At 34.3% G+C, this 13,079-nt stretch carries 15 protein-coding genes; 1 reads left to right on the forward strand and 14 read right to left on the reverse strand.

From position 1 onward, the window contains the following. Positions 1 to 50: 50 nt before the first annotated feature. From darH to flxA, 13 genes are all read right to left on the reverse strand, one after another. Positions 51 to 1,049 carry a BtrH-related acyltransferase DarH gene (gene darH / locus AC5ZCW_RS05255; RefSeq protein ID WP_496118320.1) on the reverse strand — a complete coding sequence of 333 codons (999 nt, stop codon included), beginning with the start codon at positions 1,047 to 1,049 and terminating at the stop codon, positions 51 to 53. Next, positions 1,050 to 1,454 (reverse strand): flexirubin biosynthesis protein DarG, encoded by a 405-nt coding sequence (DarG, locus tag AC5ZCW_RS05260; RefSeq protein ID WP_496118322.1) that lies wholly within the window; start codon positions 1,452 to 1,454, stop codon positions 1,050 to 1,052. It abuts the gene before it with no gap. A gap of 2 nt (positions 1,455 to 1,456) precedes the next feature. Beyond that, positions 1,457 to 1,786 (reverse strand): hypothetical protein, encoded by a 330-nt coding sequence (locus AC5ZCW_RS05265; protein ID WP_496118324.1) that lies wholly within the window; start codon positions 1,784 to 1,786, stop codon positions 1,457 to 1,459. Further along, positions 1,779 to 2,246 carry a hotdog family protein gene (locus AC5ZCW_RS05270; RefSeq protein ID WP_496118326.1) on the reverse strand — a complete coding sequence of 156 codons (468 nt, stop codon included), beginning with the start codon at positions 2,244 to 2,246 and terminating at the stop codon, positions 1,779 to 1,781. The genes AC5ZCW_RS05265 and AC5ZCW_RS05270 overlap by 8 nt, the downstream gene beginning before the upstream one ends. Before the next feature lie 9 nt (positions 2,247 to 2,255). Continuing rightward, positions 2,256 to 2,684 (reverse strand): hotdog family protein, encoded by a 429-nt coding sequence (locus tag AC5ZCW_RS05275; RefSeq protein ID WP_496118328.1) that lies wholly within the window; start codon positions 2,682 to 2,684, stop codon positions 2,256 to 2,258. Then, the gene (gene darB / locus AC5ZCW_RS05280; RefSeq protein ID WP_496118330.1) at positions 2,684 to 3,817 is read right to left on the reverse strand and encodes a dialkylresorcinol biosynthesis protein DarB; all 1,134 of its coding nucleotides are present in this window, start codon (positions 3,815 to 3,817) and stop codon (positions 2,684 to 2,686) included. Before darB ends, AC5ZCW_RS05275 begins: the two co-directional genes overlap by 1 nt. Positions 3,818 to 3,834: 17 nt before the next feature. Beyond that, entirely contained in the window at positions 3,835 to 4,737 is a 903-nt protein-coding gene (locus tag AC5ZCW_RS05285) for an NADPH-dependent FMN reductase family protein (protein WP_496118332.1), read from the reverse strand. Positions 4,738 to 5,021: 284 nt separating this feature from the next. Next, positions 5,022 to 5,903, reverse strand: a complete 882-nt coding sequence (locus AC5ZCW_RS05290) for a lysophospholipid acyltransferase family protein (RefSeq protein ID WP_496118334.1) — start codon at positions 5,901 to 5,903, stop codon at positions 5,022 to 5,024. Then, the gene (locus AC5ZCW_RS05295) at positions 5,904 to 6,158 is read right to left on the reverse strand and encodes an acyl carrier protein (RefSeq protein WP_008465907.1); all 255 of its coding nucleotides are present in this window, start codon (positions 6,156 to 6,158) and stop codon (positions 5,904 to 5,906) included. Further along, a complete protein-coding gene (locus AC5ZCW_RS05300) occupies positions 6,151 to 7,386 on the reverse strand; it encodes a beta-ketoacyl-[acyl-carrier-protein] synthase family protein (RefSeq protein ID WP_496118336.1) in 1,236 nt (411 codons plus the stop codon). Before AC5ZCW_RS05300 ends, AC5ZCW_RS05295 begins: the two co-directional genes overlap by 8 nt. A gap of 181 nt (positions 7,387 to 7,567) precedes the next feature. After that, on the reverse strand, positions 7,568 to 8,299 hold the full coding sequence (flxB, locus tag AC5ZCW_RS05305) for a flexirubin biosynthesis SDR family reductase FlxB (RefSeq protein ID WP_343540614.1): 732 nt from the start codon (positions 8,297 to 8,299) through the stop codon (positions 7,568 to 7,570). Between the two features lie 95 nt (positions 8,300 to 8,394). Then, entirely contained in the window at positions 8,395 to 9,603 is a 1,209-nt protein-coding gene (locus AC5ZCW_RS05310; protein WP_496118338.1) for a WG repeat-containing protein, read from the reverse strand. A 40-nt stretch (positions 9,604 to 9,643) separates the two neighbouring features. Beyond that, the gene (gene flxA / locus AC5ZCW_RS05315) at positions 9,644 to 11,164 is read right to left on the reverse strand and encodes a flexirubin biosynthesis tyrosine ammonia-lyase FlxA (RefSeq protein ID WP_496118340.1); all 1,521 of its coding nucleotides are present in this window, start codon (positions 11,162 to 11,164) and stop codon (positions 9,644 to 9,646) included. 101 nt (positions 11,165 to 11,265) lie between these two features. Between flxA and AC5ZCW_RS05320 the strand changes: the two genes are divergently transcribed. Beyond that, entirely contained in the window at positions 11,266 to 12,516 is a 1,251-nt protein-coding gene (locus AC5ZCW_RS05320) for an NAD(P)/FAD-dependent oxidoreductase (RefSeq protein ID WP_496118342.1), read from the forward strand. A 226-nt stretch (positions 12,517 to 12,742) separates the two neighbouring features. Here the strand turns inward: AC5ZCW_RS05320 and AC5ZCW_RS05325 are convergent, their stop codons facing one another. After that, positions 12,743 to 13,078, reverse strand: coding sequence for an L-rhamnose mutarotase (locus tag AC5ZCW_RS05325; RefSeq protein WP_496118344.1), 336 nt, complete (start codon positions 13,076 to 13,078; stop codon positions 12,743 to 12,745). Position 13,079 lies beyond the last annotated feature (1 nt).

Genomic DNA, 13,079 nt, shown 5'->3' on the forward strand with positions numbered 1-13,079 from the left:
TACTTTTTTGAAAGGGATTCTATTTGAATGATAGACTGCAAAATAGTTTTTTAGCTGATCGCTTTTTTTAGTTTTTTGAAAAAGATTTCTTCTCTATTGGCAATGTCCAAAAGTTCATCGGCAATAGTGTTGTAGGCGTCTTCTTTGGCACTTCTGTTTTTGTAAATACGCGAAGCTTCAACAGCAAAATCACGCCATGAATCTCCAATTTTGGTCATTTCTTTAGAAAGATCTTTTAATTCTTCATTACCCAAAATAACCGAAGCTTCCTGTAAAAATGCAGCATAAATAAAACGGAAACCTCCGCCGCCAGTTCCAATTTCTTCTTGCATGCGAACCATTTGCGCCAAGTAATGATTGGCTTTTCTAACACCATGTTTTGCAGGCCATTTACGAATCTGGCGAGAAACCATTTTGATGCCGCGAACACCAACAATTGGCATTGGCGCGAGCATATCTCGACACGTATTTTTGATTCCTTTAATGATGGCGCTTTTTAAATCGACATCTTTTGGAATCTGAATTGGATAATACATTTGTCCGCGAGGTGCAAAAGCTCCTTTGGCAAAACGTACTTTATTCATGTCTTCGTAAGTTAAAGTCGTAACGGTTTCCATTACTGGGTCGCTCACTAAATATTCGGTTTCGGTTTTTCCATAAACGACCAAATTGTGTGCGTTGAAATGAAAACGATATTCGTCAGGAAAATAACTTAAATTGTAAACCCCAACTTGTAATCCGGTTGGAATATTGTTTTTTAAATTCTCGTCTAAAGCTTTATTGGCATTTGCAATAGAAGAAAATTTTTGTCTTTTTATTTTTAAATTTAAACGAGTAGCAACTTTATTGAAAATCTGTCCAGGCAAAGTTCTATAGCTGATTGCTGGTGCATGATTCACTTTTATAAAAGGCAGATATACAAAAAACAATCCAGAGCCAATACCAAAAACCATCGGTTCGCTAATGTTTAGTCCGCTATTTTTTAGCAGATTCGACGCTACTCCATTCTCGCAATGAGCAGACTGATGATGTGTGAAAGTTAATTCCATTTATTTGGTAATGCTATTTTTTAATTCTTCGATTGATACTCCAAAAGTATCAGCATATTTTTTCAGGATTTTATCGTTTAGTTTGGCAAAAACACTAGGTTTAAAATGTCTTTTTACACGCCATTTCCAAAAGCCTACGTAGCTGGATAAGATGTTTAGATCCATTTTATTGGCCTCCATAAAATACACAATCGGACTTGCTTCGCCATTTAAAACCTGTTGTTTGGCATCGGCAATTCGTTCGTTTATTTCGTCAATAGAATTTGAAAGGGCAATTGTTTTAGGTTCCCAGCCTGTACTTAATGTTGTGGTATAATTGCCGTTTTCATCAGTTGCGTATAAAAGCTCTTTTACGTTGTTTTTCGTTAAGTTGCTTTGATCCTGAGGTACATTTTCTTTTTCCATTATTAACGATTTAAATTTAGTAAGGCTATATAGCTTAATACTGCAAGCACGCTAATTAATATAAAGCCAAGATTTAGATTGGCTAGATTTTTTTCACCTTTTCTTTTTAAAAAAGGTATTTCAATTAATAGCCCAAAATAGAAAGCTACAACAATGAAAAATCCTAAAAAGAATATTCCCATAGCTGAATCTGTGTGTCTATGTTGGTACTGATCACAAAGTGTATGCGGATTGTAAATGAAGTTCCAGTACAAAACTAATAATCCAAACAATGACAATAAAATCCCAATTCGAATTCCTAAATGTAAAATTACTTTTTTAAAATTATCCAACTGAAACCGTCTTTTGAATAAACAAATTAATTTCGCATTCTAAGAGTATCTGGTCTTCCAATAAACTTTTACAGCTCATTGTGCATAAAGTATAGTCGTCGCCAACAAATTTTGAAACCAAATCGGCTTTAGTTATAATGGTGTCACCAACTTTTGGCAGTGCATGAATTTTTACGTTTTTCAAAGCGCTAATGAATCCAATTACATTTACGTTTTCATTTTCCAGTCCGTTGTCGTCGAAGAAATATTTTTTTCCAACAATTGCAGAACAAGTCTGTGCTGTATTTTCGATTAATCCTGCTTCGATAAAAACAGTATTCTGAACAAAAATATTGTCTTCTTTTATCAAAAATATGGTTTCTACAAAGTTGGCATCGATATCCAAAATCAAATCCACCATAAGCATTGGAGCTCGGTGTGGTAAATAATTTTGTATGTCAACAGCAGAAGTAGTTTTCATCGATTGCTTTTATTTTGCCAAAACGGTTTTCATTTGTCCTCTGGCAATCTCTTCATTATTTAAAGTCGTAACAATATCCACCAAAGTAATTCCGGCAAATTCCTGCAGAATCGTAACTTCAGATTGAATAGTATCGCTAAGCTTTGGAAGTTTCTTAATTTCAATTTCTTTAATTGAACCAATATAGCCCGTTGGAGCAATTTCGTTTTTCAAGAAATATTGATATCCAGTATGCAATGCTACAGACTGTGCCATATGTTCGATTAATCCAGCTTCAAGAAAAACATCGTTTGATACAAAAATATTTTCGCGCTGAATTTCTAAACCCGAAACCAAAGAAGTTTCAGAATAAGAATGCATAGCATCTACCATCACAAAAGGGAACTTTTGTGGCAGTAAATTTTCGACCATTTCTTTTTCTAAAAGCATTGTTTCCATTAACAAACAGTTAAATAGGCATACGCGAAAGAGAATCTTCCGCTTTCTGGAACAGATAATAAAATTTTATCTCCTTTTTTCAAATTTCCTGAACTCATCAATTCTTCAAGAGCCAAGTAAATAGAGGCAGAGCCTACATTTCCAACTCGAGAAAGATTCATGAACCATTTGTCATCACTCATTCCGATACCTTTTTCATTTAATCCTTTTTTCAATCCTTCAACAAAAAAGTTAGAAGAAACGTGAGGAATAAAATACGTAATATCTTCCGATTTAATATTGTTTTTATCCATGGCGTCTTTCATGCTTTGGACACCTTTTGACAGAATAAATTCATCTAATAATTTAACGTCTTGTTTGATTGAGAAAACAGATTCGTTTAACCATTGTTCTGGCGAATAATCGCTCCAACCTTTAATTTCTCCGTTTTCCAATTTATCACCTCCCGCATACATGCAAGTTTCCAATTCGTATGCATACGAAAAAGCTTCCATCCATTCTATTTTAAGTGAAATTGGCCCTCTTGGTTTGTTTTCCAAAAGAAAAGCTCCAGCACCGTCAGATAACATCCAGCGAAGAAAATCTTTTTTGAAAGCAATAATAGGCTGTTCTTCAAGGCTTTTTAAATTGTCAGCCTCGCGATTGTATTTTTGAGCATTCAGCCAGGTCGAAACTTTTTCTGATCCTGTGCAGATTGCATTTTTTGAATTTCCTGATTTTATAGAAAGAAAACCAAATTTAAGAGAGTTCATTCCGGCACAGCAAACTCCTGTTGAAGAGTTTAATTCTACTGATTTGTTTTTTAGCAGACCGTGAACCATCGCAGCATGCGAAGGCAGAAATATGTCAGGAGTCGAAGTTCCACATGAAAGTACTTCTACATCTTGAGGCGTAAAATTCTCGTCGAATAACGGTAAAATTGCATTTCTTGTTAATTCGGCATTGCTGTGAGTGCTTTTTCCTTCTTTGTCAACTGCGTAATATCGGCTTGTAATTTTATTATTGCGCAAAATAATGCGTCTTGCTTTAGAAGCAGTATCATTGATAAGGCCCAAGTAGGCTTCCATTTCGTCATTTGAAACGGCTTCGTTTGGCAAATATTTTGCAGCTTTTGTAATATATACTTCAAACATAATTTAAATTTCGTCTTCTAAACTCCCTGATAATATTGAGTTTCCTTTTTTATAGATTTTAACTTAAGCGGATAGGTAATAAGGTGCAATATATACACTATTGGTGAGATTAACCATATCGCAAGGAATAAATAAACATTAAATACTTTAAGCAGCTGTTTTCGGTTTTTTTGATTTTTATAAATGATATTTGACCATTTATTGAAAATTTTGTTGGCCGTTTTGTCAACCGTTACCAGATATGAACTTATTTTTACCGCGCCAGCATCGACCAATTTCGGCTGTAATTGAGCCAAATTATTTTGCTGTAAAGAATCAAGCATGATTTCTCCAAACTGACTCGATTCTTGTATGTCTTTTTCTGAAACTCCAGGAAGCGGAAAAATACCTAAATACTTTTTCTTAACCCCAGAAAACATCCATTCTACAATTGTTATAACGCTGATTAAATTTCCAACGCGGTCTACCAAAGCTACGTTTCCAACCAAATTAGCATTGGCTTTTCTCAGCAAAACTTTGATTTTTTCCTGAGCCATAATCCACATGTTTCTCGAACCGCTGATGGTAATAACAGGCGTATTGTTCAAAATTTTCTTGGCATCTTCGCTTTTCAAAAATGAATTAATCGGAATAGAAGGCGATAAATACCAAACCTGATAATGAAATAATATTAAATCAAATTTTGTATTTAAAATTTCCTCAGGAACTGGTTTTAATGCGGTTGGAATCTGTAAAAACGATTCAGGGAATGCATCAAAAAATGATTCTTTGTTCCAAGGAAAAGGAAACGGTTTTTCTAATTGTATTTCGTGAAAAGTAAGATTTATTTCTTCTGAATTTAGAAACGGTTTTGCAATATTTCTTGCAATAGATTCCAACTGTCCAGATTGGGTATAATAAATTACGAGAACATTTTTCATTTAGGTTTTTTGGCTTTGGTGGTCAGCAAAAATAAGTAAATTTATTTAAACGAATTTTCTTATTTCGACCAAGGTTTTTTTATTAGCCACGAATTCACGAATTATTCAAAATACAGCTGTTATGAATGACTTTGTTTAAATTATGAATGACGTTTATTTCACGAATTATCATTCGTGCAAAAGTTATGATTTTACAAAAAATAGATTAATGTAAATTAGTGAGATTCACAGCTAAAATTTCGGTACAAATAATTAGCGAAATTCGTGAATTCGTGGCTAAAAAATTAAGATTTTATGTCGTTCCAAAAATCAAAATAATTGAACCATTGTAATGGATAACGATTCAAGATGCTTTCTACGCTTTTTACATATTCTTTCAAAAGCGCTTTTTCGTCACGATGTTTTACTTCGGCTTCTCTTGCGTACAAATGATAATGAAGATTTGGCTCTTTCATTACGTAAACAAAAACTACAGGAACTTTTAATCTTGAAGCAATTAAAAACGGACCTGCAGGAAAATTGGCTTCTTTGCCCAAAAGGTTTTCAGAAAGCGATTTGGTTCCTTCAAAATAACGATCGCCTGTAAAGCAGATTAATTCATTATTGGCCAAAGCAGCATTGATCTCAAAAATATGAGAGAGATCTTCTTTGATGATGATGAATTTTACGGTTGGTTTTTGAGAAACGCTTTCTAGATAATTCTTAATGGCAGAATGTTCTAAATCTGTTGTAACAAGATTGATTTGGAAATTAAGATCAATATCTCCCAAAAAATGTTCGGCAATTTCAAAATTACCAACATGAGCACTAATTAGCACACCACCTTTTTTCTCGGCAAGTAATTTTTTAAGCGTTTCAATTCCGTCAAATTCATAAGTAAATTTGTTTCGCATTCCTGCCGAAATAGAAACTTTATCAATAATAGTCTGCCCAAAAGTATAGTAACTTTTGAAAACCATTTTTTTGGATTTGAAATAGGAGTATTGAAGTCTTTCTTTAAAATAATAGAAAATGGCTCTGTTGCTTTTTCTTAGAAATAAAAAATAATAAGAAGCAACAAAATAAAGTAAGACATAAGCAGCTTTGACACCCGCTTTTTGAATTAAAAAAACGAATATTTTATAACCTAAAACAGTTCCTTTGGATTTACCATCCCATTGACTCATTTAAGCTGATTTGGCTTTGATTTTAGTTTCGATTAAGTCATAAAAACTTTGAAAATCAGAAATTCCAACAAAATCTGCTTCAACTAGTTTTACACCAAAGTTAGCCTCTATTGAAACAACCAAATCAACATAATCCAGACTGTCTAACCCAAGTGTATCTTTTAAATTAGCATTTGGTTCAATATCATCATTGTCTACTTCAAATTCATCAACTAAAAAACCATTAATTTTTGCTATAATCTCTTCTTTATTCATTGTTCAATTTAAACTTTTTAACCACCAACGCAGAGTTGGTTCCTCCGAAACCGAAAGAATTGGACAAAAATATGTCAAATTTTTTGTTTAACGTAGTTTTAACTAAATTTAATTTTGACGCATCTTCATCTGGGTTTTCCAAATTGATGTTTGGCGCGATAAAATCGTGCTGCATCATTAAGATAGAATAAATGATTTCGCTGGCTCCTGCCATCCAGCATTCGTGGCCAGTCATTGATTTTGTAGAACTTACTGGAGGATTTTTTTCTCCAAAAACTTCAAAAATAGCTTTGGCTTCATTAGCATCTCCAACAGGTGTTGAGGTTGCATGAGCATTTATATATTCAATATCTGAAGCTTCTAATTTTGCATCATCAAGTGCGCGTTTCATTGCAGTTGCTGGCCCTTCTACGTTTGGTGTTGAGATGTGTCCGCCATTTGATGAAAATCCGTAACCGCCAATTTCTGCAATGATATTGGCACCACGCGCAATGGCAGATTCGTAACTTTCTAAAATTAAAGTTGCACCACCGCCACTCGGAATTAATCCATCACGACCGGTATCAAAAGGTCTTGAGGCCTTTGTAGGATCGCCTTCTCTGTTCGAAAAAACACCTAATCCGTCAAAACTGCTCATGGCATATTTATTAATTTCCTGAGCTCCACCAGTAATTACAATATCTTGGAAACCGCTTTTAATTAAAAAATATGCTAAACCAATTGAGTGAGAGCCGCTGGCACAGGCCGCACTAACGGTAAGATTGATTCCGCGAAGTTTAAAAATCGTAGAAAGATTCATCGTTACCGTAGAATTCATCGACTTAAAAATAGCACCAGAACCAATAAGCGCAGTGTCTTTTTTCTCGCGTACAATATCTGTTGCGTCAATAATTGCTTTAGAAACGCTGTCGTTTCCATACATGATGCCTACTTCGCGTTCATCAAAAAAAGCATCATCAATATTAGCGTTTTTTAAAGCTTCCATAGTTGCCATATAAGCATATTCGGTTTCTTCACCGATGCTCATACGTTGTCTGCGCGTCAATAAATTTTTAAGATCGGCTTTCGGAACCATTCCTGTTAAGGCCGACTGGAAACCAAATTCTTTACGTTCAGAATCAAACTGAATACCAGATTTTCCTTCGTATAACGAATTTTTTACTTCGTCTAAAGAAGTTCCGATACAAGAATAAATTCCCATTCCAGTAATTACAACTCGTCTATTCATCGTCTTTCAAAAGTAATTTTTTATCCTTAAAGTGTAATTTTTTAATCTTGCCACAAAGGCACTAAGTTTTTTTAAAGTCTTTCTGCTAAAACTTTGCGACTTAGCTCCCGATAGCCATCGGGATTGCGAGCAATTTTCTATGTTTAAAAATCTTTAAATAATCTCGCAAACATAGTATTCTTTAAGAATATATTCCGCCGTTAATATTGATAATTTCTCCTGTAATATAGCTTGCTTTTTTAGAAATCAAAAAGCTTACCAAATCTGCTACTTCTTCGGCTTCGCCAAAACGGTTTACCGGAATTAGCTTTAATAATTCTTTTTCGTCCAGCTGACTTGTCATGTCAGTTCTAATGAAACCTGGAGCGACAGCATTTACAGTAATATTTCTTTTGGCAACTTCTTGAGCCAAAGCTTTGGTCGCTGCTACAATGGCACCTTTTGCAGCCGAATAATTGGTTTGTCCTGCAGTTCCTTTTACTCCAGAAACAGAAACCATATTTACGATTCGGCCGTATTTATTACGTAACATTTTTTGAATAAAAAACTGCGTAACATTAAAGAAACCGTTTACGCTTGTATTCATAACGCCATTCCAGTCTTCTGGTGTCATCCACATAAAAAGACCATCTTTTGTGATTCCGGCATTGTTTACAATTGCTTCAACCAATTTTTCAGGATTTGCTTCCTGCCAAGCAGTTAAAACATTTTGTACTTCTTCAAAATTAGAAACATCAAATCCTAAGATTTCGCCTGTTGCGCCTAATTTTTGTACTTCTTGTAATGTTTCTTCGGCAGCTGTTTTATTCGAATGATAATTAATCAGAATATGATAATCGGATTCTACGGCCAGTTTTTTACAAATCGCACTTCCAATTCCTCTCGAACCGCCTGTTACTAATACACACTTCATTGATGTAGGGTTTATTTTTTATTCGCCATAAATGAAACCGCTTTATAGCATGCGATTTCATTAATGCAAATGTCTAATTTATTTGGAGATAAATATTATTTCTTTTTTTTTGGTGCTGGTTTTGCCGCAGGTTTAGTTTCCTGTTTTGGTTTTTCAGCAGGAGCAGCTACTGGTTGTGGTTTTTCGGCACTTTTAGAAAACAATTCAGCATTTTCAAACCATTGGTTAGCCAATACAGTTCCGTCAGGTCTTAAAAATCCCCATTTTCCTTCGTTTTTTACTCGAGCAATGCCATCAATAAATCCTTTGTCTTGTTGCACAAACATTGCAATTATAGCATTTGCAGTAATGCCGTATTGAGTTGGAATTACCAGTTTTCCAGATTCATTGATAAATCCCCAATTGCTTTCTTTTACAGGAGCCAGACCGTTTGTGCTAAAAACTTCTGCATCACTGTAAGTTGGTTCAATTACAAATTTTCCTTCTGGGTTAATGAATCCCCATTTTTTTCCAACCAAAACTGGAGCTAGATTTTTCGAAAACGCTTTTCCTTTATCATAAATAGGAAGAATTGCCCAATTTCCTTTTAAATCGATGTAACCAATTTTTCCATTCTTTTTAGCAAACGTCAAATCTTGACTTTCAAAATCCCAGATTTTTTCTGCTCCATCAACTGGAACAAATTTTCCGCTGTTTACCAATCCGAAAGTTTTATCTTTTCTTGCCCAAGTAGTTCCTTTAAAATAGTTTCCAACTTCGGCATAAACTGGTTCAACCAATTCTTTTCCGTTAGTATCAATAATTCCCCAGTTTTTGTTCAGTTCCACTCTGGCGTAACCATTTTCAAAAGGTTTGATCTGATCGTATTTTGGTTCTAAAACAACAGTCATTTTGTTGTTGATTAATCCCACTTTATTGTTTTGTCTGAAAAAAGCAACGCCATCATTAAAATCAAATACTTTATCTGTAGTTGGCCCTTTTTGGATTTCTCCTTTTGTATTAATGTAAACCCAGTCTTTGTCTTTTTGTACAACTGCAATTCCGCTATTAAAATCTTTAGCATCTTTAAAATCGGCTGGAATTACCCAAGTTCCTTTTGCATCGATAAATCCCCATTTTCCACCATTTTCGACAGCAGCTAAGCCTTCAGAAAAACTTTTAGCAGATTTATATTGAGGTTCGATTTTGAAAGATCCATCCTTAGAGATATATCCAATTTTAGAATTTTTCTTAACTAATGCTAATTCTTGACTATTAACAAATTGAATGCAGCTTAGCAATAAAAAAACAAGAGACTTTTTCATGATTTTAAGATTCAATATTAATACTGTAAATTAAAGATTTTTAACTGTTTATCAAATAATCTTTTACTTTTTGAACAAAAGGATACATCACTTGGTCCTCCTTAAATTCTGGAATTATATTTCTGATATCGTAGTACCATTTTTTTGTTGTAGACGAAATTTGATCTTTTTGTTTTAAATAATCGATTGCCTGAACAATTGTGATTAATTCGATTGCCAAAACTTCAAAAGAGTTTTCAATTACTTTTGATGTAATAACCGCAGCATTGGTTCCCATACTTACAATGTCTTGATTATCATTGTTGTTTGGGATACTATGTACGTACATTGGGTTAGACAACATTTGGTTTTCTGCCGTTGTTGAAGTCGCTACGAACTGAACGCCCTGCATTCCGAAATTAAATCCTAATGTTCCTAAGTTTACGAATGGAGGAAGAATTTCGTTGATTTTAGAGTTCAAAAGATAATTCAATTGACGTTCTGCCAGCATCGTTAATTTCGTAATAACGATTTTCAGTTTATCCATTTCAAGCGAAATATAATCTCCGTGGAAATTTCCGCCATGGTAAACATGTTTGTTTTTTACGTCTATAATTGGGTTATCGTTTGCCGAGTTAAATTCGTCTTCTAGAATAGAAGCTACATTATTTATAGTTTCTAAAACTGGTCCTAAAATTTGAGGAACACAACGCAATGAGTAATATTCCTGAACTTTTTCTTTGAAGATTTCTTCAGTGTTTTCACCAGAATATAAATGATCTTCTCTTTTACGAATCAAAGTGCTATCAGAAAGATTTTTTCTCATTCTTTCCGCAACTTCTTGCTGTCCTTTATGGCGCTTGGTTTGGTTTAATTCTTCAGAAAAATGATCATCATAAGCTTGAACCAATTCGTTAATCGCACAAGAAGCTTTTAATGACCAGTCTAATAATTTTTTTGCATAATGAACATTTACAACTCCAATCCCTGTCATTACAGAAGTTCCGTTAATTAACGCCAAACCTTCTCGAATTTCTACTTGAATCGGTTTTAAACCTTCGATTTCGAAAACTCCTGCAGTTGCGCGTCTTTCTCCTTTATAAAAAACTTCACCTTCGCCAATTAAGACTAAAGCTAAGTGTGATAATTGTACTAAATCTCCACTGGCACCAACACCGCCGTGTTCGAAAATTAAAGGCGTAATATCTCTGTTGATTAATTCTGCCATTAAATGAATTACAGAAGAATGAACTCCCGAATTTCCTAAAGAAAGTGTATTTAATCGAGCTAGAATTGCCGCTTTTGCGCACTCTGCATTTAATGGTTTTCCTGTTCCAGAAGAGTGGCTTCTAATTAAATTATATTGCAGCTGGATTTGGTCAGACTCTTTAATTCTGTATTGAGCCATTGGTCCAAACCCTGTATTTACGCCGTAAATTACTTTGTTTCCTGAGAATTCTTTTAAGAAATTAAAACTTTCGTTTACTCGATTTAAAACCACATCGCTTATGGCAACTTTGCTTTTTCCAAAGATTATAGCTTCAAATTCTGCTAAACTTAAATATTCATTTATTGTATTCATTAAATCGATTTTGATTGCGCTAATTTAATTTTATTTATCAAAATAAATGTAGTTATTTTGATGATGGCAAATGTAGGTTAATTAATGATAATAATTCTAATATGACAAAGGAGTTTGTTGATGTTTTAGTGATTGGCGCAGGACCGTCTGGATGTGTTTCGGCATCGTATCTTTTTAAAAACAACGTAAAGGTCAAGGTTGTAGAAAAAACGAAGTTTCCGAGACTTGTAGTAGGCGAAAGCCTTATTCCGCGTGTAATGGATCATTTTGCTGAGGCAGAATTGTTTGACGCTCTAGATGCGATGAATTTCGAAAAAAAATTAGGAGCTCGTTTTATCAGAGGAGAAGAAATCTGCAATTTTGATTTTAGTGTAAAGTTTGGCGAAGGGTGGGATTGGACTTGGCAAGTTCCAAGAGCTGATTTTGACAATACAATGGCTCAGGAAATTGTTAGAAAAGGAATTGATCTGGAATTTGAAACCGAGGTTTTGGAAGTTTCTTTTGAAGGAAAAAATTCAAAAACTATCGTAAAAGACAAAGACGGAAACCTAAAAGAAATTCACGCTAAATTTATTATCGACTCTAGCGGCTACGGACGCGTTTTGCCGAGGCTTTTAGATTTGGATACTCCGTCTAAATTAGATCCGCATTCTTCGATTTTTACACATGTTAAAGATATTAATAGGGAAGAAGGAGTTGAGGGGACTCAAATTTCATTTGACATTCTGGAAACTCAAGTTTGGCTATGGGTAATTCCGTTTTCTAACGGAAATACAAGTTTGGGTGTTGTTGGTCCGACAGATTTTATCAATTCACTTTCTGAAAATAAAGACAATGCAGAGGCTTTGCGAAATGCTATTCAGAAGTCTGATTATTATATTAAAAGATTTGCTGGAACAGAGTTTTTATTTGAGCCAGTTAAATTAGAAAATTACTCAAGAGCGGTAAAAAGAATGTATGGCGATGGTTTTGCTTTGACAGGAAACAGTTCAGAATTCTTAGATCCAGTTTTCTCTTCGGGAGTTGCTTTTGCAACCGAATCTGGAATGCTGGCCGCAAAATTATACTTAAAAGAATCACATGGAATTCCGGTAGATTGGGAAGTGGAATTCACGCAATACATGAAACGCGGAATTGCCGTTTTCACGACTTATGTTCAAGAATGGTACACAGGAAATCTTCAGACGCTGTTTTTCCACCAACCTGAAAATCCAGAAGTAAAAGAAAAAATATGCGCGGTTTTAGCAGGTTATGTCTGGAACGAAGAAAATTCGTTTGTCAAAAAACATGATCACGTAATTGCGAATATGGCGTATTTATTAAATATGCAAAAAGAACAAAGCCCTGAATAATCAGGGCTTTTTTTATAAAAAAACAATTCATTTTGTATATTCATTCCGTAGGAATGTCTGGTCGGTAGAATATGAAATTTGAATTGCGATAACACGTTCCGTAGGAACGTTTGATTAATTGATTTAGATTATTAAAAAAAAATCAGATGTCCCTACAGGACATAATATAAAACGACAATAATATTTTTTTTCTACCGACGAGATATTCCTACGGAATATTTATGAATTACAATCCAAAAATCTTATCCATTAAAATCCATTTTTGTCCTGGTTTTGCCCAAGGTAAAGCTTGCTGGAATTTCCACATTAAGGTTTCCCATTCCTGAACTTTTTCGTTTGCTGCGTCGGCTTGATCTTTCTTTTCGAAAGTAAAATCGGAATTAGCTTCGATAATCATAAACAATCGGTTTCCTGTGCAGTAAATATCTAGAACTTCGATTCCAGAATCTTGAATACTTTTTTTAATTTCGGGCCAAACATTTTCGTGCAGTTCTTTGTATTCTGCAATCAGATCTGCATCGTCTTTTAAGTCTAAAGCCAGATAGAATTTTTGTGTTGCCATA

It is taken from the genome of Flavobacterium sp. PLA-DH12 (genome assembly GCF_059511845.1).

Excerpts from the sequence above, each read along its gene's own strand:
- darH (WP_496118320.1), bottom strand. The coding sequence starts at position 1,049 with ATGGAATTAACTTTCACACATCATCAGTCTGCTCATTGCGAGAATGGA.
- DarG (WP_496118322.1), bottom strand. The coding sequence starts at position 1,454 with ATGGAAAAAGAAAATGTACCTCAGGATCAAAGCAACTTAACGAAAAAC.
- AC5ZCW_RS05270 (WP_496118326.1), bottom strand. The coding sequence starts at position 2,246 with ATGAAAACTACTTCTGCTGTTGACATACAAAATTATTTACCACACCGA.
- AC5ZCW_RS05275 (WP_496118328.1), bottom strand. The coding sequence starts at position 2,684 with ATGGAAACAATGCTTTTAGAAAAAGAAATGGTCGAAAATTTACTGCCA.
- darB (WP_496118330.1), bottom strand. The coding sequence starts at position 3,817 with ATGTTTGAAGTATATATTACAAAAGCTGCAAAATATTTGCCAAACGAA.
- AC5ZCW_RS05285 (WP_496118332.1), bottom strand. The coding sequence starts at position 4,737 with ATGAAAAATGTTCTCGTAATTTATTATACCCAATCTGGACAGTTGGAA.
- AC5ZCW_RS05290 (WP_496118334.1), bottom strand. The coding sequence starts at position 5,903 with ATGAGTCAATGGGATGGTAAATCCAAAGGAACTGTTTTAGGTTATAAA.
- AC5ZCW_RS05295 (WP_008465907.1), bottom strand. The coding sequence starts at position 6,158 with ATGAATAAAGAAGAGATTATAGCAAAAATTAATGGTTTTTTAGTTGAT.
- AC5ZCW_RS05300 (WP_496118336.1), bottom strand. The coding sequence starts at position 7,386 with ATGAATAGACGAGTTGTAATTACTGGAATGGGAATTTATTCTTGTATC.
- flxB (WP_343540614.1), bottom strand. The coding sequence starts at position 8,299 with ATGAAGTGTGTATTAGTAACAGGCGGTTCGAGAGGAATTGGAAGTGCG.
- AC5ZCW_RS05310 (WP_496118338.1), bottom strand. The coding sequence starts at position 9,603 with ATGAAAAAGTCTCTTGTTTTTTTATTGCTAAGCTGCATTCAATTTGTT.
- flxA (WP_496118340.1), bottom strand. The coding sequence starts at position 11,164 with ATGAATACAATAAATGAATATTTAAGTTTAGCAGAATTTGAAGCTATA.
- AC5ZCW_RS05320 (WP_496118342.1), top strand. The coding sequence starts at position 11,266 with ATGACAAAGGAGTTTGTTGATGTTTTAGTGATTGGCGCAGGACCGTCT.
- AC5ZCW_RS05325 (WP_496118344.1), bottom strand. The coding sequence starts at position 13,078 with ATGGCAACACAAAAATTCTATCTGGCTTTAGACTTAAAAGACGATGCA.